Origin of the sequence: Stenotrophomonas maltophilia (genome assembly GCF_900186865.1) — a bacterium.
Taxonomy (GTDB): domain Bacteria; phylum Pseudomonadota; class Gammaproteobacteria; order Xanthomonadales; family Xanthomonadaceae; genus Stenotrophomonas; species Stenotrophomonas maltophilia.
The window spans coordinates 3,415,233-3,436,903 of the sequence record NZ_LT906480.1; the positions used below are offsets into that span (position 1 = coordinate 3,415,233).

The window sequence follows — 21,671 nt, forward strand, 5'->3', positions numbered from 1 at the left end:
TAGGCCCTGACCCGTGGCAACCTGGATCACCACCCCCGCCGAGCTGGAAGCGTACTTCCAGCAGCGCCCGACCCGCATCGGCCTGGACACCGAATTCATCCGTGAACGCACCTACTGGCCGCAGCTGGCCCTGGTGCAGATGGCGGTCGGGCAGGACATCCTGCTCATCGACCCGCTGATCCCCGGCATGACCGAGGCGCTTGCGCATTGGCTGGCCGATGAATCCATCACCAAGGTAATGCACAGCGCCAGCGAAGACCTGGTTGCCTTCAAGTGGGCCTGCGGCGTGCTGCCGCGACCGCTGTTCGACACCCAGATCGGGGCATCGCTGGCCGGCATCGGCGGCGGTATGGGCTACCAGAAGCTGGTGGCGGAGATCACCGGAGTGGCGCTGGCCAAGGGCGAGACCCGCTCGGACTGGATGCGCCGCCCGCTGTCCGAGTCGCAGCTGCAGTACGCCGCCGACGATGTCGAGCACCTGTTCGCACTGCACGACGCCATTGATGCCAGGCTGCAGGCGCTCGGCCGCCAGCAGTGGTTGCACGACGATGGCGAGCGCCTGCTGGCCAGTGTCGCCAACGATGAAGATCGCTGGCCGCACCTGGCGATGCGCTCGGCACAGTTCCTTGATGACGCCGCGCAGCACCGCCTGTTGCGCCTGCTGCGCTGGCGTGATGTGCAGGCACGCAGCAGCGACCGCCCGCGAAGCTGGATCCTGGACAACGAACTGGCCGCCACTCTGGCGCGCACGCCTCCGGCCGACGAGGCAGCGCTGGGCAAGCTGTTCGAGCAGTTCCCAAAGGCACCGCGCAAACTGGCCGGCGCCGTGTGGCAGGCGCTGTCCACGCCGCTGGCCGACGAAGCCGACGCGCCGCTGGCGCTGCCGGCCAACGACAGCAACAAGCAGGCGCTGAAGAAGCTGCAGGATGCCGTGGCCGAACGCAGCCGCGAACTGGGACTGCCAGATGGCATCCTTGCCTCGCGCAAGCACCTGGAAAGCTATCTGGAACGTCGCCAATGGCCCGCCGCACTGGCCGGCTGGCGCCAGCAGGAACTGGAGTCGCGCCTGCAGGCGCTGCTGCCGGCGAACTAGCAACCCGCATCGGCCGCCTCACGGGGCGGCCCTGCCAATGCTCGACAAGGACATTGCTGCATGCCTGCATGGCCCTCTTCCGGCATATTGCGATGGACGATCGTCACGCTGCTGGCCGGCGGCACCCCTGCATGGATCGCAGCAGCCAGCTCAACGCCTACGCGGCACTGACGGGCGGGCTGGACCTGGCCCGTTCGGTTCACTACCTCGCGCTTTCGGCACGCCTGATCGAACAGCCCCCCGCTGCCGGCGCAGGACAAGCTCGAACCCTGGCTGCATCCGCACGCCCTGATGCACGGCTATTTCCCGGAATCGAGGCGTAGAGACAGGGCCAGGGCACACTCGCCTACCGGCCCGAGCTGCTGCTTGCCTTTCCGCTGCACATGGACGATCCGCAGCGCGAACGCCTGTTCCGGGTGACGGGATTCACCTTCAAGCCTCCTGCTGAATGCCACCGACATGGCAGCCGCATGTCCTGCTTGCCGCCGCTAACGACCGCGCTTCTAATGTCCAGCCTCGTACTCGCTGGATTGCAGCAATGACAAACGGATTTGCAAAAGACGGGCTTTCCCCCGAAGACCTTGCCTGGCGCGTGCAGGCGCGCACTGCGCTGCAGGAACGGCGCTATGCCGAACTGGATGCGTTGCTTGCTCCACATGAGCTGGCCTGGCTGCAGGGAGAGAATGCGCTGCCCGGCATCCGCTGGCGGCTGCGCAACCTGCACGACGCCACGCTGACGCTGGAAGCCCGCCTGCAACAGGCCCAGCAGTGGGCCTCGGCCGCCCCCGACAGCTACTACGCCTGGCTTTGCCTGGGCGCCTGCTGGCAGGACGCTGCCGGCGAACTGCGCAGCGCCGATGTTGCAGCACTGGTCGAAGACAGCCAGTGGCTGGCGGCGCAGCTGGCCCGCGACCATGCCGTGCACGCCTACCTGCAGGCGATGCCGCTGTCGCCACGACCTGCGTTGGCGCTGGATGGCATCAAGCGCATCACCAGCTACCTGCGCGAACCGAACTGGCTGCGTGCGCTGCAGGCCGGGGAACCCGCCGCATCCGATGACGCCACGCTGGCCGAGCACTACCCTCAAGCCTGGCCAAAGGCATTGCAGCTGCTGTCGCGCTTCGGCACGCCGTTGCAGACGCTGCCGGATACGCTGCCCCCGTTGCTGCGCGAGCGCAGCCAGGACGATTTCGACGCACCACTGGCGTACTGGATGCGCCTGGTACTGGAGCAGCGCCCGGACGATCTGGCCACGCTGGAGGACACCCTGTACTTCCTGTACCCGCGCTGGGGCGGCAGCCATGAGGCGATGGAGAACTTCATCGAGGGTAGCTGGTGCCGTGGCCTGGAACTGGCGCAGAGCAACGCGCTGCGGTGGCACAAGGAGCAGGACTGGATGGGCGATCTGCCCCACCGTGAGGATGCCGAGGCCGTGGCCGCGCACGAGCGCGCCTACACGCAGATCCTCGACTGGCACCTGGACCGCCACCTGCGCGCGCAGGTGCTGGCCCAGCGCGCCGGGCTGCGCTACCGTCTTGGCCGCGTTGAAGACAGCGAAGGCGTCGTGCAGTGGGATCAGGACCACATGCAGGCGGTGCTTGAAGATCTGCAGCAGGCATGGACATTGGACCGCGATGTGGTCCTGCATGAGGGGCTCAGCAACCTCGAGGCCTGCACCTCGTTCGCCCATGTCGACGGTGCCGAAGCACTGTTCGCACAGGTGGTGGACTATGCCGCGCGCGAAGGCGATTCGGCGATCGGCCTGCTCTGGGCCGCCACCGCCATCGAGCATGGCCTGCTCGGCCAGGCCAGCGACCCGACACGCGCCAGTGTCCTGCTGCAGCGCGCGTTGAAGCTTGCGCAGCAGGACGACACCTCGGCGGTGACGTTCGCCGCCAATCTGTTCTGTGATGTTTCGCAAGCCGCAGGCCTGTCGCTGCTGCAGCGCATGGCGGACGATGGCGACGCCGGCGCGATGTCGGCGCTGTGCGACCTGTACAAGGGCCGCCTCGGTGGCCGCGACCAACCGCAGTTCGCCGATGCGGAAAAGGCCGCCTACTGGCAGGAGCGTGCGGTGGAAGGCGGCGACCTGATCGCCACCTACAACCTGGCCGTACGCCTCGTCGCCGCAGGCGGCGCGGAGAATGAAGCGCGTGCGCGCGAGCTGTACCTGCGCTGCCTGGATGAGGCCGAGGCCGGCGAGCGCGTGTGGGGCCCAACCTGCCGCAACCTGGCCTGCCTGGCATTCGATGGCCGGAACGACGCGCACAAGCGCGAAGCGGTCGAACGCGCCTTGATTCCGCTGTGGTGGCGCGGCGACGACGACGACAAGCTGTGGGCTGCCGGCTATCTGGCCGACATCTACCACTTCGGTAACGGCGTCCCGGCCAATGCATTCCTCGCCCTGACCTGGCTGCAGCGTGCCAGCGAGATCGATCCGGAGTATGTGGACGTGGTACGCATGGCACCGCTGATCAACGGCGAAGGCCGCTGGTTCGGTGCCAGCCGCGCACGCAAGCAGCAGGAACAGGACCGGCAGCAGGTGGACAGCGCCACCTGGGCCCTGACCTTCGGCCAGCGCAGCCAGGACAGCAACCTCACTGCGGTCTGAAGCAACGAAAAGGGCGGCCCGGTAATCCGGGCCGCCCTTTGCATTCCAGCAGTGCGATGGCGGGATGCTCCGCCGTCGCGACAGCGCATTACCAGTTCATGTTCAGCGAGACACCGACGGTACGTGGTTCGTTGTAGACCGCGGCCATGTAGTTCTCGATCACACCCTTGAGGTTCTTCTCGTTGGTGATGTTGCGCGCGAACAGCGCCACTTCGTAGGCACCGTAGTTGCCCGAGTAGCCGATCTTCAGGCCACCCTCGAAGTCGCCCTTGGAGTTGAACTCCTTGCTGTCGTACAGCACGAAGCTGGTGTAACCCTGCTTGTTCCAGTCGGTGGACACGAACATGGTGCCCGCGTCGCTGACCGGGAAGTCGTAGCGGGCGGCCAGGTTGACGTTGTACTTCGGCGCGTTCGGCAGCGGGTTGCCGTCGATCTGGGCGAAGGTGTTGGCACCGACCTTGATGGTCGGGTCATTCACCGTGCACACCACCTGGCCGTTGAGGCCGCAGACCTGCGCGTACACGCGCTTGTCCTTGATCTCGCTGTGCAACAGGCTCAGGCCGGCGCTCAGGGTCAGGTTCGGGATCGGGCGCAGCTCCATGTCCGCTTCGAAACCGTAGGCCTTGGCCTTGTCGGCATTGAACAGCACGCCATTGCCGTCCGAATCGTTGCCGTTGAGCTGGATGTCGTTGACGGTGTAGGTGAACGCGGTGGCGTTCAGGCGCAGGCGGTTGTCCCACAGGCTGCTCTTCACGCCCGCTTCCCAGGACAGGATGGTCTCGGAATCGGCGGTGGTGAAATCGGCGTTGAACACCGCCGAACGCCCCTGGATGGTCGGGCCGCGGAAGCCACGCGCGACCTTGGCGTAGACGCTCACGTCCGGCGTGATCTGGTACATCGCGCTCAGATCCCAGCTCGGGGTGGTGTCGGACATCCTGACGTCGGTGCGGCCCTTGTAGGTGACCACGCCAGCGGCAGTGTCAGCGGTCTTCAGCAAGCGGGTGTGCTTCTCGTCCTTGGTCTGGCGCAGGCCGGCGGTGACGGTGAACTTGTCGGTGAAGGCGTAGCTGATCTGGCCGAAACCGGCCCACGAGGTATTCTTGTTGCGCAGGCGCACCCAGTTGTTCGGGTTGCGGGCCGCGCCCTGCAGGAACCACGCGCGCTGGTAGAAGTCGGTGGTGTCGCTGCCGTTGAAGTAGAACGCACCGGCCTGCCACTGCAGGGCGCTGTCATCATGGCTGGCCAGGCGGAATTCCTGGGTCCACTGGTCCAGGTCACGGATGCGGCCCATCGACTGGCCGTAGCCGTTCGGCACGCCGTTGACCGGGAAGTTCACCGCGGCGCCGCCGTCGGTGTCGCCGCGGCTGTAGCCGGAGGTGGTTTCGTAGGCGGTGATCGAGGTGAAGTCGATCGCGCCGAAGTCGTAACGCGCCTTCACCGAGCCGCCGTAGGTCTTGTAGGCCTGCGGGTTGTTGTCGGCTTCGTCGTAGGCGACCTTGTCACGCGGCACGTCGGTCTTGTTCGAGCCCTTGGTCAGCGCACCGCGCAGGAACAGGGTCGAGGTGCCCTCGTAATCACGGGCGTGGGCCGAGGCCAGGATCGAGAACTGGTCGCTCGGGGTCAGCAGCAGCTGCGCGCGTACGTTGCGGTCATCGAAGCCGCCCATGGCGTTCTTCTTTGGGCTGACCGTGCCGTCGGCGCTCGGGCCGCGGTAGGTGTTGTCGACGTAGTCGTCGCGGTGCTGGTACAGGGCCGACACGCGGAACGAGGCGATGTCGTTGATCGGGCCGCCGAAGCCGCCGTCGATCGACACGCTGTTATAGGTCGCATAGCTGGCACTGACGCGGCCGGTGTAATCCTGGGTCGGCTTCAGGGTGTCGAACTTGACGATGCCGGCGGTGGTGTTGCGGCCGAACAGCGAACCCTGCGGGCCGCGCAGCACTTCCACCTGGTCGACGTCATAGACCGGGTTGGACTTCAGCACCACGTGCTCCAGCACCACGTCGTCCTGGATGATCGACACCGGCTGCGAGGCACCCAGGTAGAAGTCGATGTTGCCCAGGCCGCGGATGTAGAAGCGCGGGAAGATGCGGCCGGTGGTGGTTTCCGCATACAGGCTCGGCACGCGGCCGGACAGCGCCAGCAGGGTGTCATCGCCGCCGGCGGTGAAGTCGCGCATGCGCTCGCCCTGCACCACGCCCACCGAGACCGGCACTTCCTGCAGGTTCTGCTCGCGGTGTTCGGCGGTCACGGTGATCGTGTCCAGCCCGGTCGGGGTCGGCGCGCTGTCCTGCGCGGCGGCACCGAAGCTCCCGACCAGAGCCAGGCCGGCACAGGCCAGGGCCAGCGGATGGCGGCGGAAGGAAACGAAGGAAGACGACAGACCCGACAGGCGGCGGGAATCGGAATGGGAGGGCATGAAATGCTCTGAGGAGGCGTCCGTGCGGCCTGCGCGAGCCGGGCGGCAAAAAGGAGGAGAACTGCGCAAGCCGCCATTATCCCCCAAATTGTTACGATTTCGTTGCGCGGCGCCCAAACCCGGCGAAACAAGCGGTTTCGGCACAGTCACCCGCTGATGTGCCTCGCGTCTCGACACGAAATTCCTTTGATCGGCTTGGCAAGCGGCAGGCGCTTGGCTAGACTGAAGCCCTGCCGTGGGGCCATAGCTCAGCTGGGAGAGCGCGTCGTTCGCAATGACGAGGTCAGGAGTTCGATCCTCCTTGGCTCCACCACTATGCAGAAGAACCCGTAGATCTCCGTGATCTGCGGGTTTTTCTTTTCAGCGCCGGCAACTCAGGCCGGCTCCTGGTCGCCGTCCTTGCGCTGCGGGCCGCGTGAGTGCGCATCGCGCACCTGTTGGTCGCGCTGCCCGGGCCGCTGCTTGGCCACATCGTCCTGCTTCCTGTCCTGGCGGCTTTCCTGGACGCCCTGCTTCGGGTCCTGATCCTTGTCTCGCTCGTTCATCGAAAACTCCCTCGTCGGCGGCAGGCCAACGCTGTGCACCACGCTAGAGGCTGGCGGGTAATCCACAGGTCAGTCCTGCGCCAACGTCATGTGCAGGCACTGGCTTGCCGCCACTGCCCCCGCGCAGCCAGAATCCGAGGAACAACGCCCACCGGTACGCCATGCCCTCTTCTGCCCAGCGCGCAGCACACGCCGTGCCGATGATCATTGATGCGACCGACGGCAGCATCCAGCTCGGCAATCTGCCGACTCTGATCGGCCCCACCCTGGCACGGGATGAGGCGCGTGTCGCCTTCGTCACGCTGATGCATGGCGAGCGCGATGTCGGCACCGGCTACGTCTGGCTCAGCCTGCACCGGCTCAGCCTGGGCGGCGCGCCCGCTGGCATCAGCCTGTGCTTCCACGGGCAACAGCTCGACATGGTGACGATGGGCGTCGATCTACCCGGTGCAACGTTGGAAGACGGCTGGCCGACCCAGGCCGCGATCGATGCCGAAGTCACCTTCATGCGCCGCACGCTGGGTGCGGCGCTGGGGCGCAAGCTGGCCGGCGGCCACGCCCGCTTCGACTGGGGCGAGGCATGGGCCCGCTTCGATCCGAAGGGCTTCATGGCCAGCAGCGGTATCCGCTACCGGCCACGTCGGTGACCGTGCTCAGGTGCGGGTGATCGATACCCCGCCCTCCACACGCATCGCGGTTCCGGTAACGAAACTGCTTTCATCGCTGGCCAGGAACAGCGCCGCGTTGGCGATCTCCTCCGGCTCGGCCATGCGCTTCAGTGCGTGCAGCGAGCGCACGAAGTCGCGCGCATCGCCGGTCGGTGCCGCCTGCCGGCCCATCTCGGTATCGGTGCCACCGGGCAGCAGCACGTTGCTGCGCACGCCGCGCGCACCGTATTCGGCGGCGATCACCTGGCTCAGGCCGATCAGCCCGGCCTTGCTCGACGCATAGGCCGCCATGCCGGGGAAGCCCACCGTGTGGCCGACGAAAGTGCCAACGAACACCAGCGAGCCGCCCCCGCGCGCCAGCAGTGCCGGCAACTGCGCGCGTGCGGCATGGAAGGCCGCATCCAGATTGGTCGCCATCACCTCGCGCCAGGCGTCCACCGGGAACTCCGCTGCCGGCACGCCCGGCCCGAGCATGCCGGCATTGTTGAGCGCGATGTCCAGGCCACCAAATGACTGCCGGGCCAGATCGACCAGTGCCGGGGCCGTGGCCGGATCCGCCACGTCGGCGGCATGCACCACCACCTCGCCGCCGGCGGCACGGATCTGCTCGGCCAGCGCCTGCAGCGGCTCCGGCCGCCGTGCGTTGAGCACCAGCTTCGCCCCTTCGGCGGCGAAGCGCAGCGCGGCGGCGCGGCCGATGCCGGCGCTGGCTCCGGTGATGAGGGCGATCTTGTTGTTCAGGCGCATGGTGGCAGTACCGGTTGTGAAGTGGCCGCCACGATGCCGCGCATCTCCCCTGCCGACACTCCGTTTCCGGGCCTGGCCCGTCGGTGCAGGAAACGGAGTTTCCGCAGCACCGGCACGTGCCAGAATCCGGCCATGGACAGTACCGCCACCACCGCCTTCGATGCCCGCGTCGAACGGGTCTGCCGCCACCTTCAGGCGAGCCTCGACGAACCTTCGCTGCAGGAGCTGGCCGACATCGCCGGCTGCAGCCCGACGCGCCTGCATCGTCTTTTCAAGCAGGCCACCGGGCTGACCCCCAAGCAGTACGCCGCCGCGCTGCGCGCCGACCGCCTGCGCACCGGACTGGAACAATAGGAGCGCATCACCGATGCCTTCCACGATGCCGGCTTCGGTTCCAGTGGACGCTTCTACGAGAACGCACCGAAGTTGCTGGGCATGACTCCCAAGCAATGGCGCGCAGGTGGTCGCGGCGAAGTCATCCACTTCGCGCTTGCCGAAAGCTCACTGGGCAGCGTGCTGGTGGCCAGCAGTGCCACCGGCGTGGTTGCGATCCTGCTCGGCGACGATCCGGAGACGCTGCTGCAGTCATTGCAGCAACGCTTCCGCCAGGCCGAACTGGTCGGTGCCGACCAGGGCTATGAGCAACTGGTGGCACAGGTGGTAGGCCTGGTCGAGGATCCTTCGCGAGGCGCCACGCTGCCGCTGGATATCCGCGGCACCGCGTTCCAGCAACGGGTGTGGCAGGCACTGCAGCAGATTCCGCGCGGGCAGACTGCGTCGTATGCGGATGTCGCCGCGCGCATCGGCGCCCCGCGCTCGAGCCGTGCGGTTGCCCGCGCATGCGCGAGCAACCCGCTGGCGGTGGCGGTGCCCTGCCACCGCGTGGTGCGCCGCGACGGCGACCTGTCCGGCTATGCGTGGGGCGTAGCGCGCAAGCGCGAACTGCTGCGCCGGGAAAAGGCCTCGACTGCCTGAAGCAGGTGCCGACCTTGATCGGCACGCTCAGCTTCCGGCAGGTGCCGACCTTGGTCGGCACACCACCAAGCCCTCAATCCAGCTTCACCACCAACTTGCCGAAGTTGCGCCCCTGCAACAGCCCGAAGAACGCCTCCGGCGCATTCTCCAGCCCTTCCACCACATCCTCGCGGTACTGGATGCGACCTTCGCGCAGCCACTGCCGCATCTCGCGTTCGAAGTCCGGCCACAGGTGGTTGAAGTCGTGCACGATGAAACCACGCACGGTCAGGCGCTGGCGCAGGATCTGGCTGAACAGTGCGGGCAACCGGTCCGGGCCGGGCTGCTCGATGCCCCGCTCGTTGTAGGTGGCGATGGTGCCGCACACCGGAATGCGGGCGAAGTCGTTGAGCAGCGGCAGCACTGCATCCAGCACATGGCCACCGACATTCTCGAAGTACACGTCGATGCCGGCGGGCACTGCCGCGCGCAGTTGATCGGCAAAATCAGCCGCGCGATGATCCAGCGCCACGTCCACGCCCAGCGTCTGCAGGTAGGCACGCTTGGCTTCGCCACCGGCGATGGCGACCACGCGCGCGCCCTGCAGCTTGGCCAGCTGGGCGACGGTCGCGCCCACCGGCCCGGTCGCGGCAGCTACCACCAGCGTCTCACCCGGCTTCAAACGGGCGATTTCGTGCAGGCTGGAATAGGCGGTGAAGCCGGGCATGCCATATACCCCCAGCGCGGTACTCAGCGGCAGTCCGGCCGGATCCAGCCGACGCCCCAGCGCCTTGGCCGGCAGCACTGCGTGGGTCTGCCAGCCACCCGGCGCCAGCAGCAGATCTCCGACCGCCACACCTTCGGCGCTGGATCGCAGCACTTCGGCCACGGTCTGCCCTTCCATCACCGCGCCCACCGCCACCGGCGCGGCGTACGACGGGCCCTCGTCCATGCGTCCGCGCATGTACGGGTCCAGCGACAGGTAGCGGTTGCGCAGCAGCACTTCGCCATCCCCCAATGCCGGCAGCGCAGCCTGTTCCAGGCGGAAGTTGGCCGCGCTTGGTGCGCCCTGCGGACGCGAGGCCAGCACGATACGGGAGGTAGCGAGGGAATCGGACATGGTGACCGGCTCTGCTGTTGCCAGCATCAGGAAAGGAATGCCGACACTACGCCGCAACGATCGCCGGCAACGGCCATGAAAACAGCGTTCCATGGACCGGCGCGGCGCGGGTCCGGCGCAGCCCTTGGCCTTGCAGCTTTGGCGATCGCGGCGATCTGCTGATTTCCACCGCAGACGATGATCGACTGACCACGCCCCCGTCCCACAACGGAGGATCAAGCACTTGCGAGCCCGCAGACGGCAATGTGAAGAAATCTTGGCAAAACGCTTGCCGAAGGCAGCCGACCTCCGTAATATACGCGTCCTTGGCAGCGACCTCGCTGCAACGAAACATGTGGCCGAGTAGCTCAGTTGGTAGAGCAGGGGATTGAAAATCCCCGTGTCGGCGGTTCGATTCCGTCTTCGGCCACCACTTTCGAAGGCCTGCAGAAATGCGGGTCTTTTTTTTCCGGAAACCGGGTTTGATCACGGTTCCACACAATTTGGCCGAGTAGCTCAGTTGGTAGAGCAGGGGATTGAAAATCCCCGTGTCGGCGGTTCGATTCCGTCTTCGGCCACCAAAATTCAGCGCCCAACTGTTCTCAGTTGGGCGTTTTCATTTGTGCTTCCCGCATGACACGCGGGGTTCCCGCACATTCTGCGTGTGCGACCAGGCTCCTGTGGCCTGGCAGGAACATCCCCGGTTGCCCTCCGTTCCGCCCTCTCTTCTCTCGAAATCGGCGCTAACTTCTTCGCCGTGGCACACGCACATGGCCTTTTGCGACCATCATTTGCGCGCGTGCCATTGCCATTCGTTGTCGGGTGGGCTTGGAGCAGCAATCCATCACGCCAACACAGCCGCCGCGCAAGGCATGGAGTACAAGCCTGCGCGTTGCTGCGTGACGACGAGTGCTCCGTAGGCCGCCAGCCTCGCCTCGTGCTCCGGCTTGCCCTTGTCCTTCGACTTGATCTTGAACAGGTCAATTGGCTTGTCGCTCTTCTGGCCGGCACGCTGCATGACCCTTTCGCCGTCCACCTCGCCCCCCTTGAACGACCACAGCGACTCGAACACTTTGGCCTGACCATCGGTGAACCGGATCGGCGTTGCCTGCACGTCCGGCAGCGTCGCCCACTTGAAGTCCGCCGAGAATGGCCCGTTCACAGGTGCGGCCGGATCGGCCACTGCTGGCGCTACAGACGGTATCGAAGGGATGAAGGCGATCCCGCCGCCATAGAACGTGAATCGTTCTTCCAGCGCCAGCCATTCCACACCGGAGCAGAAGGGCGATCCACGGGTCGTGCGCGGCCTGGGGGTGATTACCCGGATGTTGCTTCCCGCCACCCGAACACGATCCAGCAAGGACGGCTCATGCAGCACTCTCGTCAGCTCTCGGGCCAGCACGACCGGCGAGCTGCGGGCATTGCCGAGCCGCCAAGCACCGTCGCCCAAGTCATCGATGTCGTCGCGGCTCTCGATGTCGAGCGCGAGGCGCATTTTCTGCCGCAGCCAGTCTTCGTCCAGGGCCAACGCCGCACCGTCGATTGCCTCGACAGGAACCTGGCCACACTCCGGGCACCGGCAGATTCGACCGCCCCGTCCATCGCCCCAGACCTGCGCCCGATGCTGCTGACAGTGGGGACAGAGCACAAAAAACTGATCCACCACTGTTGGCCTGACGGTTTTGCCGAGCATAGACAAAGCAGATACCTCGCGTGGCGACAGCGTGGCCCGCAGCACCGGCGTGCCGCCTGCGAACAGTCGGCAAACCAGGGCCCAGGCATCGTGCGTCGTCATTGGTCAGTCCTCGAAAGCGGATGAAGAACTGACTGGGTCGGTCTCCGGCGGCAACTCCTGGGCGCTGAGGGTCTGGCCCTTCTGCAAGATGCCCACCGCAACCAAGTAGCCTTCCAGCTGCGCCTGCATCTTGGCGTCGAACTTGTGCAGGTTCAGCCGCCCTTTGCTGGTCACTTCGATGGTGACCACCTTGGGGCGAGTCCTGCCCGGCTCGGGTGGGTAGTAGAGATTTACCTGCGCCGCCGTCACCGCCCACTGCCCCTCCAGCGGGCCCGGCAGCTTTTCCTTCAGCAAATCGTGCACCGAGCGTTGCTGGCTGGATTGCATCGCCGTGCATTCGATCTTCAGCGCCGTGTCAGGGCTGAGCAGGGTGAGTGCCTTCAACTGAACCATCGAGAAGCCGTCCTCGAACGCATCCGGCACATCGAACCCGGTGCGCAGCATCGACAGATCCAGAGTCGGCGACTTGATCTTGTGAGCGCTTGCTTTCACGCCCAGCACATGTTCCGCAAAGGCCTCGACCAGCATTTGCTGATACTTTGCGCCGCCGCGCACCAGCGTGCGCACCACACCGGTGGACTTGGCGTACTCCAGCACCATGTGGATGTTGGGGTTGCCGACCCGGCGTTTCAGGGTCGCTCCCTCGAACTCCAGACGCAGCATCGCCATGTCCTTGACATGGACCGACAGCAGGAACACGCCCGGGCTGCGCTCGACCAAGTGCGCCACGCTGCCGTCTCCGCATTGGAGTTCGCGCTTGTAGAAGGCCGAGATGGCGTGACGCAACGCGGTCAGATTGGCATCCGAACCGTTCGGTTGGCGTTTCAGGCCAAGATCGTATTGCTGTGTCTGTTGCCCATGCTGTTCCCAAAAGCTGAAGTCATAGGCACGCTCGAACAGTGCCGGGTGGTGGACGTAGAGCCAGAAGGAACGGTGGATGTCGCTTGCACACAGCGCCAAACCCGCAAGCGCAGCACCATCGGCCACGGCCGCCTCAAACATCGCCTGCTTACCAGCCGCATCGCCCAACTGAACGCTGGCCATGAGGTTGGCCGTCATCCGGTCGCGGGCAGCAATGTCGGGCCAGACTTTGACCGCTTCGACCAAAAACTGACTGGTCTCCGGTGTGTCATCCCAGGCAAAGCCATCGGGCACTGGCAGGCTGTGGGTGGTCAGGAAGTCGCGCAGCGTGGCGTCCACCGGCAGCTCGAGCATCACGTCGACAAAGGTCTTCTTCATCTTGATCGTCCTTTCTGGATCGGCGTCGAAGGTCTGCGACCGATGTACGGACTGCACTGGCCAGCGACTAGGTTACTGAACACGCACCTCGCACAAGTAAAGCAGCGAGATACAAGCGCAATTCTGAACCTCAGATTTCCGCTTGTCAATCAAAGCGGCACATCTAGACGTTATTTGTATCTCGCAGCTATACTAGCGGTCTTGTTTTTGTTAACTGACTGTTTTCCCCTACAGGAGCATCGCTATGGCTTCAGCGTTCGGAGCACGCCTGCGACGCTTACGCGAGGCGAAGAAATTGACCTTGCAACAGGTCGCCGACGAAGTCGGCTGTACCAAGGCGTATATATGGGAACTGGAGATGAAGGACGGCCAGCGTCCCTCCGCTGAACGGGTCCAGGCCTTGGCCAGGGTGCTGGGCGTGACGATGGAGGACATCATGGGCGAGCCCATTGAACAGGTTCCTCAGGCCAGTCCAGAAGATGTGGCCTTCTTCCGCGAGTACGCTGGAATGACGGACGAGGAGAAGGATCGTTACCGTCAGGCACTCAAAATCATGTTCCCCGACAAGAACTAAGGCGGTCTGACAATTGAGCTCATCCCAGCCCCTAACCGGTTCCATCGCGGCCAGCACCGTCTTGAGATGGTTGCGGGCGTGGCACGCCGACGGCATGCCGGATGCCGTGGATCTGGAAGTCGTCCGGCAAATGCTTCCAGAGACGCCTTACGGCAAAGGGGTGCGGGAGATCAAGGCCCCGATGGTGCTGGACATCAATAGCTGCGAAGGCATGTTGGTGCGCAACCCACAGGACACCGCAGAGTGGGGCATCTTCTATAACGGCAAGGCAAACCCCGAACGCCAGCGTTTCACCATCGCTCACGAACTGGGCCACTTCATCCTTCACCGCGATCAGCGGCAAAGTTTCAACTGCGACAAGGAAAGCGTGTACTCCGGCGCTGACACTATCCGTGTCATCGAACGTGAGGCGGACGACTTTGCCAGCAACCTGCTGATGCCTGGCGACTTGCTGCGCGAGTGGATCTCGAACCAGCGCATCGACTTGCATGTCCTGAGCGCCCTTGCCAAACGGTTCCAGGTGTCGTTCGAGGCGCTATGCATTCGGTTCATCAAATTCACCACGCAGCGGGCAATCCTTGTCTATTGGGACAACGGCTTCGTGAAGTACGAATGGCGCAGCAGCAGCGCGGTCAAGACGCGCGCCCGCATTCGGCGCACTGACGATCCGCAGGAACCATTACCCGGCACCCTGGCTGCTGATTCCACCGTTGAGCAGGAGTGGGATGGCACGGAGATGTCTGCCGCGATCTGGTGCCCGGAGGAGGCACCACACATGAAGTTGCGCGAGTTCAAGCACAGCTACACCACAGGAGATCGCGTCCTGACCCTTTTGCTACTGGAAAGTGCTGAACCACGGTCATGGGATCGGTCTTGGCAAGACGGCGAGAGCTTTGACAGCTTCGATCAGTTCGTCTCGAACGGGCAATTGCCAGTACGGTGAGTCCCTCGATGACAGGCTTGCCGATCCAACCCATAGATGAAGAACTGCAGACCTTGCAACGCGAGGTGCAACGAATGCTGGGCCGTTGTCTCTTGCGTCTGCAGCAGTACGAACAGTTGATGAAGGCCATCGTGGCCCACCACGAAATCTCCGCGTCAGGATCACCCCTCGAATCGAACCAGGCGGAGCGCATTGCGGATGCCGCAAACAAGACTCTGGGTACGTTGGTTGGCACGCTGCTCGGAACGTATGTCACCAGCGGCGACCAAGACGAGGTCGCCGAACCAGATGCGCCCGACAACATCATCTCGTTCAAGATGAAGATGAGCTTGCGGATGTCTGCCGAGGATTTCGATACGACGCAAAACGATCTGAAGGAACTGGTTCTGCTGCGAAACAACCTGGTGCACCACTTTATCGACCAGCACGACCTTTGGAGTCTGGACGGATGCCGTGGTGCGCAAGAGTCCTTGGTCGCGGCCTACAGTCGCGTCGATCAACACTTTGAGCAACTGCGAGGCTGGGCGGAGCACATGGATCAGGCCCGTCGTCTGGCGGCGGAGTTTGCCCAGTCCGATGCCTTCCGCGATCTGGTGATCAACGGCATAGCGCCGGATGGCTCGGTGGATTGGCCCGCAGCCGGAATTGTTCGCGCATTGCGTGAAGCGGCAGATCAGTTGGCTGTCGACGAGTGGACGCCGGTCGCTACTGCTGGACGATGGATTGCAGAAAGGTATCCCGATCAACTGCCGGCCAAGTATGGGTGCAGCAGTTGGCGGCAGGTCGTGCACGAATCCCGCCTTTTCGAGCTTCGGTATCGGGAAGTGAATGGCCAGCGCGCGGCTTGGTATAGGCCCAAAGAGACATAGCGCCAAACCCGCGCATTCACGCTAAATCACGTTACGCGAAGTGCCCTTGGTTTCTAGCATGAGCAGCGTTTTCGATCGGAACGCTTGCCATGACAGAAATCGAACCTATCTCCATTTGCTCATCACCTGACCGGCCACGGCACGGGCATCAAGAAATCGCTGATCTGTTGGCTGCCGCGCTGCTGCGCCTTCGTGCCCGCCAATCGCGCGACATCACCAAAAACAGCGAGCAGGTTTGCCTTGGCTTCCCCGGCCAACAGCGCGTGAATGCGAACCCCGATCACAACAACGGAGTTCGCCCATGACAGCACACGCAACCTCACCAACGCCCGCCTCAGTCGCCGCCCGCGTCGCGGCTATTCCCCATCTTTCGATGGATGATCTTTGGGCTCTCTGGGACGACCATTTCGATGAACGGCCGAATCACCACCATCGGGTCTGGCTGGAAAGTCGCCTGGCCTACCGGATGCAAGAGCGCGCGTTTGGCGGTTTGAAACCGTCACTGCGCAAGAAGCTCGAGGATGTTGGCGAAACCGGCATCTTGCCCAAGCAACTGCGCGGCGATAGCCAACGCCTACTGCCCGGTACCGTCCTGACACGCATCTACGACGACATTGAACATCGTGTGCTGGTGCGCGGATCGAATGATTTCGAGTACCAGGGGCAACGCTTCAAGAGCCTGTCCGCTGTAGCCAAACGCATCACAGGCAGCCATTGGTCAGGCCCGGTGTTCTTTGGTTTGAAGGCACCTGCTTCGAAGAAGGGGGCAGCATGAGCTCAGTGCGTCGAAACCAGATTCCCGCAGTCACGCCAAAGAAGCGATGCGCCGTCTACACACGCAAGTCCACTGACGAAGGCCTCGACCAGGAATACAACAGCCTCGAGGCACAGCGTGATGCGGGCTTGGCCTTCATTGCAAGCCAACGACATGAAGGCTGGATTGCCGTCGACGACGGATACGACGACGGCGGCTACTCGGGCGGCAACATGGAACGGCCCGGGTTGCGCCGCCTGATGATCGACATCGAGGCGGGGAAGATCGATACCGTGGTCGTCTACAAAATCGACCGCCTCACGCGCAGCCTGCCGGACTTCGCAAAGCTGGTCGAGGTTTTCGACCGCAACGGCGTCTCCTTTGTCGCGGTCACGCAGCAGTTCAACACCACCACATCGATGGGGCGATTGACGCTCAACATCCTTTTGTCATTCGCGCAGTTCGAACGCGAGGTCACCGGCGAACGAATCCGCGACAAGATCGCCGCCAGCAAGGCCAAGGGCATGTGGATGGGCGGAGTCCCGCCTCTTGGATACGACGTGGTCGAACGCAAGCTCGTCATCAATGAACGTGAAGCCGCGCTGGTGCGTGACATCTTCCGCCGCTATGCCGAGCACGGCTCGGCTGCGCGACTCGTCCGCGAATTGGAAATCGAGGGGCATACCACCAAGGCATGGGTCACCCAGTCCGGTCGGGAGCGATTGGGACGCAGCATCGATCAGCAGTACATCTTTACCTTGCTGCGTAACCGCATTTACCTCGGTGAAATCTGCAATCACGAGACGTGGTACTCGGGCCAGCACGACCCCATCATTTCTCAAGAATTGTGGGACGCGGCACACGCCTTCATTGAGAGGCGAAAGCAGGCACCGCGCGAACACCGAGCCAAGCATCCGGCACTGCTGGCGGGACTTCTGTTTGCACCGGATGGCCAACGGATGTTGCACTCCTTCGTCAAGAAGAAAAATGGTCGGCAGTACCGCTACTACGTGCCTTACCTGCACAAGCGGCGCAACGCCGGTGCCAGCCTGGCTCCACATACTCCGGACGTGGGCCACCTGCCAGCCGCCGAGATCGAAGATGCCGTGTTGGCGCAAATCCATGCTGCGCTCTCATCGCCGCAAATGCTGATCGCAGTGTGGAGATCCTGCCAGCAGCATCCGGCGGGGTCGACGTTGGACGAGGCACAGGTGGTGGTCGCCATGCAGCGCATCGGTGACGTTTGGTCGCAACTGTTCCCCGCCGAGCAGCAACGGATCACACGGCTGTTGATCGAACGCGTGCAACTACACGGGCACGGCCTGGATATCGTTTGGCGAGAGGACGGTTGGATCGGATTCGGTGCGGACATCAGCACGCATCCCTTGATCGAAGAGTCCCAAGAGCGTGTCGAGGAGGCTTTGGCATGAATGCCACGACCCACCAGCGCCAGCGCGCCGTCCGCATCGAGATAGGAGCCGAGGCGCGCAGTTATGTCAGCGAGGGGCAGCGGGTCACCTTGGTGCCCCTGACGATCAAGCGCCGCCAGAACCGGAAGCTGCTGATACCGCCAGCCCCCGAGATCGCGGACCGAATCGGTGGCTTCGATGTGCCGATGATCAAAACGCTGGGCAAGGCCTTCTACTGGAAGCGCTTGATCGACGATGGCACCTACTCCACGACAACGGACTTGGCGCACGCCTTCAAAGTGGAACCGGGCTGGGCTGCCGAGGTCTTGCGCATGACCATGTTGGCCCCCGATATCGTGGAGGCGGTATTCGAAGGACGTCAGCCACGCCACCTGAATCTGCACACCTTGCGTGGCCGCCAAGAGCAACTGCCGCGCGATTGGGCTGCGCAGCGTCGATTGCTCGGTTTCTCCGACGCCTGATCTGCTTCCAGACACATCCGATGACGGCGAGCCATGTGCTCGTCGTTTGCTTTTCTGCCGTGGGCCATTGGCGAACCTGGAGTTCCGTCGTGGTTCGCCATTGCGTCCCTTAAAGGTTCGCCACCCGAAGTTTGGAATGACACCTGTTACTCAACAACGTCACAGGAGCATTCCATGCAGACACCAACCAGCGGTATCCCCCGGTCGCCACAGCAGGCGATCAACACCATGTCACCCGGTGATCGCCGCGTGCTCAACGAAAACGAGCTCGCGCAACGCTGGGGCGTTAGCCCCAAGACTTTGCAGCGCTGGCGCAGTGAGGGTCGCGGTCCACGCTACCTGAAGCTGTCCAAGCGTGTCGGCTACCCGGTCGACGCGATCCTCGAGTTTGAGCGCGAAGCGCTGCACGACTCGACATCCGAACGCGCGGCGGTTTGAGGAGAGATGCGATGAATGACATCACCATCTTCCCTGCCGACATCGCCGAGATGTCGGTCAGCCAACTGGCCGCATTGCCGCCCGCGCAGAAACACGAGATCGACAAGAACCTCGATGCAGCCATCGACTGGCTGAAGAAGGCGCGCACCAAGTTCGATGCGGCACTGGATCAGTGCTACGGCGAGCAGGCACGCACCGCGCTGCGCGAGTCCGGCCGTGACTTCGGCACCGCACACATCAGCGTTGGCCCGCTGCACCTGAAGTTCGAGCTGCCCAAGAAGGTCAGCTGGGATCAGAAGCAACTGGCTGAGATCGCTGAACGCATCGTCGCCTCAGGCGAGAAGGTCGAGTGTTACCTCGACATCAAGTTGTCCGTCTCCGAATCCCGCTTCACGAACTGGCCGCCTGCTTTGCAACAGCAGTTCGCCGCCGCTCGCACTGTGGATTCCGGCAAGCCGTCTTTCACCCTTTCCATTGATTCGGAGTAATGACCATGAGCACCAATCTCATCGCCTCGCTGCGTCAACAGCTGCCGTCCATCTACGGCGAACACCTCCCTGACGAAATCCGGTATCGCCGCGCGGACGGTCAGTACGTCGTTGTCCCGCTTGATGTCGCCACTGTGGACGAGCTGGCTTTTGCCATCCAGACAGCCAACGCGGAATCGCTGGCGCTCGGTCGCCGCCGCACCGCGCTGGAAGAACTCCACACCGAGGTACGCAAACGTGCCGCGCGTGGAGTCGACCGTATCGCCGACGTGTCGTGGGAGGGCTGATCATGAGCGCGATCATTCCCTTCCAGTTCGAAGCGCACGCCGTGCGCGTCCAGGTCGATGAACTCGGGCTGCCGTGGTTCAACGCCACCGATGTCTGCGACGCACTGGAGATGGGCAATCCGTCTCAGGCGATCAAGTCCCACGTCGATGCCGAGGATCTCCAGAAATTGGAGACCCTTACGGCGGGTGGCCGTCAACGCCAGAACCACGTCAATGAATCGGGCCTTTACGCCCTGATCCTCGGTAGCACCAAGGATGCCGCCAAGCGTTTCAAGCGCTGGATCACCAGCGAAGTGTTGCCTGCGATCCGCAAGACAGGCGGGTATTCGGCCGCCACCACGATGGCAGCCTTGCCCGCGCCGACCCACGACCGTGTCACGGCCATCCTGTTGATCGGCGAAGCTGTCGCCAAAGTGCCGGGCGTCAAGACTGGCATTGCGATGGCTGCCACGTTGACCTGCATTCAGGAAAACACCGGCCTGACCACGGAAGTGCTGCGCCGCGCTTTGCCTGCCGCCAACGAACCGATCTGCTCGCTCAACGCCACCCAGCTCGGCAAATTGCTGAGTCGCTCAGCCAAAGCCACGAACCAGTTGCTGGCATCTGGCGGCCTTCAGTTCCGCAACGACCGGGACGAGTGGGAGCTGACCGAGGCCGGTGAAGCATGGGCCGAAGCCATGCCGTACTCGCGCAACGGCCACAGCGGCTACCAGATCCTCTGGAATCCGGCGGTCGCGGAACAACTGAAGGAGGTGGCGTGATGTCCCTCCCGATCATTTCCGCGCAGCAGCGCTTGGCCGAGCGCAAGGGTGTGAAGTTGCTGATGCTGGGGAAATCCGGCATCGGCAAGACCACCCGGCTCAAAGACCTCGACCCTGCCACCACCCTGTTCCTCGATATCGAGGCGGGCGATCTCGCCGTGGCCGATTGGCCGGGCGACACCATCCGCCCGGCATCGTGGCCGGAAAGCCGCGACTTTTTCGTGTTCCTCGCAGGCCCGGACAAGTCGCTGCCGCCGGAGAGCGCGTTCTCGCAGGCGCATTACGACCACGTCATCGAGAAGTTTGGTAACCCGACGCAGCTCGACAGCTACCAGACCTTCTTCCTCGACTCGATCACGCAGTTGTCCCGGCAGTGCTTCGCGTGGTGCAAGACGCAACCCGGTGCCACCAGCGACCGTTCCGGCAAGCCAGATCTGCGCGCCGCATATGGCCTGCTTGGCCAGGAAATGATCGGCGCACTGACCCATCTGCAGCACGCACGCGGCAAGAACGTGGTGTTCGTTGCCATCCTCGACGAACGTCTTGATGACTACAACCGCAAGGTGTTCGTGCCGCAGATCGAAGGCAGCAAGACCAGTCTGGAGCTGCCCGGCATCGTGGATGAGGTCGTGACGCTGGCCGAGATCAAGGCCGACGACGGCAGTGCCTACCGCGCCTTCATCACGCACACCGTCAATCCCTACGGCTTCCCGGCCAAAGACCGCAGCGGTCGCCTCGACCTGCTGGAGCCGCCGCATCTCGGCGCATTGATCGCCAAGTGCGCAGGCCAGTCGCCATTGCCCATGCCCGGCTGCACCGGCACCCCCACTACAGCAAACACCACCGAATCCAAGGAGTAATCGCCATGTCGTCCAACTATTTTGATTTCCAAGATGCCGATCCCCAACAGTCGGGCTTTGACCTGATCCCCAAGGGCGCGGTCGTGCCCGTGCGCATGACCATCAAGCCCGGTGGCTATGACGACCCGGAACAAGGCTGGGGCGGCGGCTACGCCACCGAGTCTTTCGATACCGGCTCCATCTATCTCGCCGCCGAATTCGTGGTCACGGCTGGTGATCACGCCAAGCGCAAGATGTGGAGCAACATCGGCCTGCACTCCAAGAAGGGGCCGACCTGGGGCCAGATGGGGCGCAGCTTCATCCGCGCCGCACTTAACAGCGCCCGCAACGTCCACCCCCAGGACAACAGTCCGCAGGCGGCCGCTGCGCGTCGCATTCAGGGCTTCCATGAACTGGATGGCCTGGAGTTTCTGGCGCGCGTTGACATTGAGAAGGATGGCAAGGGCCAAGACCGGAATGTGGTCAAGATCGCGGTCGAGCCTGATCACCCCGACTACGCAAAACTGATGGGCGTGCCACCCAAGGCTCCGGGCAGTGGACATTCCGGCGCTCCTGCGCAGGCGGCTGCGCCTGCGTATCAGGCACCGGCTCCACAACGCGCACCGGTGACCGGCAAGCCGTCGTGGGCACAGTGAG

23 protein-coding genes, 3 tRNA genes and 1 pseudogene are annotated in these 21,671 nt (G+C 63.8%); 21 read left to right on the forward strand and 6 right to left on the reverse strand.

The genetic code is table 11. The annotated features are described in order from the left end of the window. Positions 1 to 13 precede the first annotated feature (13 nt). The 3 genes from rnd to CKW06_RS16260 all read left to right on the forward strand — a co-directional run bounded on the left by rnd (position 14) and on the right by CKW06_RS16260 (position 3,704). Positions 14 to 1,093, forward strand: a complete 1,080-nt coding sequence (rnd, locus tag CKW06_RS16250) for a ribonuclease D (protein WP_024958088.1) — start codon at positions 14 to 16, stop codon at positions 1,091 to 1,093. Between the two features lie 68 nt (positions 1,094 to 1,161). Beyond that, complete coding sequence (locus tag CKW06_RS24000) at positions 1,162 to 1,416, forward strand: hypothetical protein (protein ID WP_231910794.1); 255 nt, start codon at positions 1,162 to 1,164, stop codon at positions 1,414 to 1,416. A gap of 215 nt (positions 1,417 to 1,631) precedes the next feature. After that, positions 1,632 to 3,704, forward strand: coding sequence for a DUF4034 domain-containing protein (locus tag CKW06_RS16260; RefSeq protein WP_024958087.1), 2,073 nt, complete (start codon positions 1,632 to 1,634; stop codon positions 3,702 to 3,704). A gap of 88 nt (positions 3,705 to 3,792) precedes the next feature. Here the strand turns inward: CKW06_RS16260 and CKW06_RS16265 are convergent, their stop codons facing one another. After that, positions 3,793 to 6,123, reverse strand: coding sequence for a TonB-dependent receptor (locus CKW06_RS16265; protein WP_024958086.1), 2,331 nt, complete (start codon positions 6,121 to 6,123; stop codon positions 3,793 to 3,795). A 237-nt stretch (positions 6,124 to 6,360) separates the two neighbouring features. Here CKW06_RS16265 and CKW06_RS16270 point away from each other — a divergent pair. Next, positions 6,361 to 6,436, forward strand: a tRNA-Ala gene (locus tag CKW06_RS16270). Between the two features lie 61 nt (positions 6,437 to 6,497). Here the strand turns inward: CKW06_RS16270 and CKW06_RS23750 are convergent. After that, the gene (locus CKW06_RS23750; RefSeq protein WP_005410406.1) at positions 6,498 to 6,668 is read right to left on the reverse strand and encodes a hypothetical protein; all 171 of its coding nucleotides are present in this window, start codon (positions 6,666 to 6,668) and stop codon (positions 6,498 to 6,500) included. Positions 6,669 to 6,829: 161 nt separating this feature from the next. Between CKW06_RS23750 and CKW06_RS16275 the strand changes: the two genes are divergently transcribed. Next, positions 6,830 to 7,315: a hypothetical protein gene (locus CKW06_RS16275; RefSeq protein ID WP_024958085.1), complete on the forward strand. Its 486-nt coding sequence runs from the start codon at positions 6,830 to 6,832 to the stop codon at positions 7,313 to 7,315. Between the two features lie 6 nt (positions 7,316 to 7,321). Here CKW06_RS16275 and CKW06_RS16280 read toward each other — a convergent pair whose 3' ends face one another. Further along, entirely contained in the window at positions 7,322 to 8,083 is a 762-nt protein-coding gene (locus CKW06_RS16280; protein WP_024958084.1) for an SDR family oxidoreductase, read from the reverse strand. Positions 8,084 to 8,215: 132 nt separating this feature from the next. Here CKW06_RS16280 and CKW06_RS16285 point away from each other — a divergent pair. After that, positions 8,216 to 9,058, forward strand: a pseudogene (locus CKW06_RS16285) (bifunctional transcriptional activator/DNA repair enzyme AdaA). 73 nt (positions 9,059 to 9,131) lie between these two features. Here the strand turns inward: CKW06_RS16285 and CKW06_RS16290 are convergent. Continuing rightward, entirely contained in the window at positions 9,132 to 10,157 is a 1,026-nt protein-coding gene (locus CKW06_RS16290; RefSeq protein WP_024958083.1) for an NADP-dependent oxidoreductase, read from the reverse strand. 336 nt (positions 10,158 to 10,493) lie between these two features. Here CKW06_RS16290 and CKW06_RS16295 point away from each other — a divergent pair. Next, positions 10,494 to 10,569: transfer RNA gene (locus CKW06_RS16295), tRNA-Phe, on the forward strand. 72 nt (positions 10,570 to 10,641) lie between these two features. Further along, positions 10,642 to 10,717, forward strand: a tRNA-Phe gene (locus tag CKW06_RS16300). A gap of 263 nt (positions 10,718 to 10,980) precedes the next feature. On the opposite strand, the gene CKW06_RS24005 is transcribed toward CKW06_RS16300, so the two are convergent. Continuing rightward, entirely contained in the window at positions 10,981 to 11,931 is a 951-nt protein-coding gene (locus CKW06_RS24005) for a hypothetical protein (RefSeq protein ID WP_024958082.1), read from the reverse strand. Between the two features lie 3 nt (positions 11,932 to 11,934). Then, positions 11,935 to 13,170 carry a hypothetical protein gene (locus CKW06_RS16310; RefSeq protein ID WP_024958081.1) on the reverse strand — a complete coding sequence of 412 codons (1,236 nt, stop codon included), beginning with the start codon at positions 13,168 to 13,170 and terminating at the stop codon, positions 11,935 to 11,937. 244 nt (positions 13,171 to 13,414) lie between these two features. On the opposite strand from CKW06_RS16310, the gene CKW06_RS16315 reads away from it, so the two are divergent. From CKW06_RS16315 to CKW06_RS16375, 13 genes are all read left to right on the forward strand, one after another. Beyond that, positions 13,415 to 13,744: a helix-turn-helix domain-containing protein gene (locus CKW06_RS16315; protein ID WP_020200576.1), complete on the forward strand. Its 330-nt coding sequence runs from the start codon at positions 13,415 to 13,417 to the stop codon at positions 13,742 to 13,744. Between the two features lie 13 nt (positions 13,745 to 13,757). Then, positions 13,758 to 14,687 (forward strand): ImmA/IrrE family metallo-endopeptidase, encoded by a 930-nt coding sequence (locus CKW06_RS16320; protein WP_024958080.1) that lies wholly within the window; start codon positions 13,758 to 13,760, stop codon positions 14,685 to 14,687. Positions 14,688 to 14,704: 17 nt separating this feature from the next. Continuing rightward, on the forward strand, positions 14,705 to 15,556 hold the full coding sequence (locus tag CKW06_RS16325; RefSeq protein ID WP_231910796.1) for an OST-HTH/LOTUS domain-containing protein: 852 nt from the start codon (positions 14,705 to 14,707) through the stop codon (positions 15,554 to 15,556). Between the two features lie 89 nt (positions 15,557 to 15,645). Then, positions 15,646 to 15,861, forward strand: coding sequence for a hypothetical protein (locus CKW06_RS16330; protein ID WP_076738371.1), 216 nt, complete (start codon positions 15,646 to 15,648; stop codon positions 15,859 to 15,861). Next, a complete protein-coding gene (locus tag CKW06_RS16335) occupies positions 15,858 to 16,331 on the forward strand; it encodes a DUF2924 domain-containing protein (RefSeq protein ID WP_024958077.1) in 474 nt (157 codons plus the stop codon). Before CKW06_RS16330 ends, CKW06_RS16335 begins: the two co-directional genes overlap by 4 nt. Then, positions 16,328 to 17,740: a recombinase family protein gene (locus tag CKW06_RS16340; protein ID WP_024958076.1), complete on the forward strand. Its 1,413-nt coding sequence runs from the start codon at positions 16,328 to 16,330 to the stop codon at positions 17,738 to 17,740. The genes CKW06_RS16335 and CKW06_RS16340 overlap by 4 nt, the downstream gene beginning before the upstream one ends. After that, the gene (locus tag CKW06_RS16345; RefSeq protein ID WP_024958075.1) at positions 17,737 to 18,201 is read left to right on the forward strand and encodes a hypothetical protein; all 465 of its coding nucleotides are present in this window, start codon (positions 17,737 to 17,739) and stop codon (positions 18,199 to 18,201) included. The genes CKW06_RS16340 and CKW06_RS16345 overlap by 4 nt, the downstream gene beginning before the upstream one ends. 174 nt (positions 18,202 to 18,375) lie before the next feature. After that, positions 18,376 to 18,639, forward strand: a complete 264-nt coding sequence (locus CKW06_RS16350) for a helix-turn-helix transcriptional regulator (RefSeq protein WP_020200569.1) — start codon at positions 18,376 to 18,378, stop codon at positions 18,637 to 18,639. 11 nt (positions 18,640 to 18,650) lie between these two features. Next, the gene (locus tag CKW06_RS16355; RefSeq protein WP_024958074.1) at positions 18,651 to 19,127 is read left to right on the forward strand and encodes a hypothetical protein; all 477 of its coding nucleotides are present in this window, start codon (positions 18,651 to 18,653) and stop codon (positions 19,125 to 19,127) included. A gap of 5 nt (positions 19,128 to 19,132) precedes the next feature. Then, entirely contained in the window at positions 19,133 to 19,414 is a 282-nt protein-coding gene (locus tag CKW06_RS16360; RefSeq protein ID WP_024958073.1) for a hypothetical protein, read from the forward strand. Between the two features lie 2 nt (positions 19,415 to 19,416). Then, positions 19,417 to 20,175 carry a BRO-N domain-containing protein gene (locus CKW06_RS16365; RefSeq protein WP_024958072.1) on the forward strand — a complete coding sequence of 253 codons (759 nt, stop codon included), beginning with the start codon at positions 19,417 to 19,419 and terminating at the stop codon, positions 20,173 to 20,175. Beyond that, complete coding sequence (locus CKW06_RS16370; protein ID WP_024958071.1) at positions 20,175 to 21,035, forward strand: ATP-binding protein; 861 nt, start codon at positions 20,175 to 20,177, stop codon at positions 21,033 to 21,035. The genes CKW06_RS16365 and CKW06_RS16370 overlap by 1 nt, the downstream gene beginning before the upstream one ends. Positions 21,036 to 21,040: 5 nt before the next feature. Next, positions 21,041 to 21,670, forward strand: coding sequence for a hypothetical protein (locus CKW06_RS16375; protein WP_024958070.1), 630 nt, complete (start codon positions 21,041 to 21,043; stop codon positions 21,668 to 21,670). Position 21,671: the final 1 nt, after the last annotated feature.

Excerpts from the sequence above, each read along its gene's own strand:
- CKW06_RS24000 (WP_231910794.1), top strand. The coding sequence starts at position 1,162 with ATGGCCCTCTTCCGGCATATTGCGATGGACGATCGTCACGCTGCTGGC.
- CKW06_RS16265 (WP_024958086.1), bottom strand. The coding sequence starts at position 6,123 with ATGCCCTCCCATTCCGATTCCCGCCGCCTGTCGGGTCTGTCGTCTTCC.
- CKW06_RS16360 (WP_024958073.1), top strand. The coding sequence starts at position 19,133 with ATGAGCACCAATCTCATCGCCTCGCTGCGTCAACAGCTGCCGTCCATC.
- CKW06_RS16370 (WP_024958071.1), top strand. The coding sequence starts at position 20,175 with ATGTCCCTCCCGATCATTTCCGCGCAGCAGCGCTTGGCCGAGCGCAAG.
- CKW06_RS16315 (WP_020200576.1), top strand. The coding sequence starts at position 13,415 with ATGGCTTCAGCGTTCGGAGCACGCCTGCGACGCTTACGCGAGGCGAAG.
- CKW06_RS16275 (WP_024958085.1), top strand. The coding sequence starts at position 6,830 with ATGCCCTCTTCTGCCCAGCGCGCAGCACACGCCGTGCCGATGATCATT.
- CKW06_RS16355 (WP_024958074.1), top strand. The coding sequence starts at position 18,651 with ATGAATGACATCACCATCTTCCCTGCCGACATCGCCGAGATGTCGGTC.
- CKW06_RS16350 (WP_020200569.1), top strand. The coding sequence starts at position 18,376 with ATGCAGACACCAACCAGCGGTATCCCCCGGTCGCCACAGCAGGCGATC.
- CKW06_RS16330 (WP_076738371.1), top strand. The coding sequence starts at position 15,646 with ATGACAGAAATCGAACCTATCTCCATTTGCTCATCACCTGACCGGCCA.
- CKW06_RS16375 (WP_024958070.1), top strand. The coding sequence starts at position 21,041 with ATGTCGTCCAACTATTTTGATTTCCAAGATGCCGATCCCCAACAGTCG.
- CKW06_RS16280 (WP_024958084.1), bottom strand. The coding sequence starts at position 8,083 with ATGCGCCTGAACAACAAGATCGCCCTCATCACCGGAGCCAGCGCCGGC.
- CKW06_RS16340 (WP_024958076.1), top strand. The coding sequence starts at position 16,328 with ATGAGCTCAGTGCGTCGAAACCAGATTCCCGCAGTCACGCCAAAGAAG.
- CKW06_RS16335 (WP_024958077.1), top strand. The coding sequence starts at position 15,858 with ATGACAGCACACGCAACCTCACCAACGCCCGCCTCAGTCGCCGCCCGC.
- CKW06_RS16290 (WP_024958083.1), bottom strand. The coding sequence starts at position 10,157 with ATGTCCGATTCCCTCGCTACCTCCCGTATCGTGCTGGCCTCGCGTCCG.
- CKW06_RS23750 (WP_005410406.1), bottom strand. The coding sequence starts at position 6,668 with ATGAACGAGCGAGACAAGGATCAGGACCCGAAGCAGGGCGTCCAGGAA.
- CKW06_RS16345 (WP_024958075.1), top strand. The coding sequence starts at position 17,737 with ATGAATGCCACGACCCACCAGCGCCAGCGCGCCGTCCGCATCGAGATA.
- CKW06_RS16260 (WP_024958087.1), top strand. The coding sequence starts at position 1,632 with ATGACAAACGGATTTGCAAAAGACGGGCTTTCCCCCGAAGACCTTGCC.
- CKW06_RS16310 (WP_024958081.1), bottom strand. The coding sequence starts at position 13,170 with ATGAAGAAGACCTTTGTCGACGTGATGCTCGAGCTGCCGGTGGACGCC.
- CKW06_RS16365 (WP_024958072.1), top strand. The coding sequence starts at position 19,417 with ATGAGCGCGATCATTCCCTTCCAGTTCGAAGCGCACGCCGTGCGCGTC.
- CKW06_RS24005 (WP_024958082.1), bottom strand. The coding sequence starts at position 11,931 with ATGACGACGCACGATGCCTGGGCCCTGGTTTGCCGACTGTTCGCAGGC.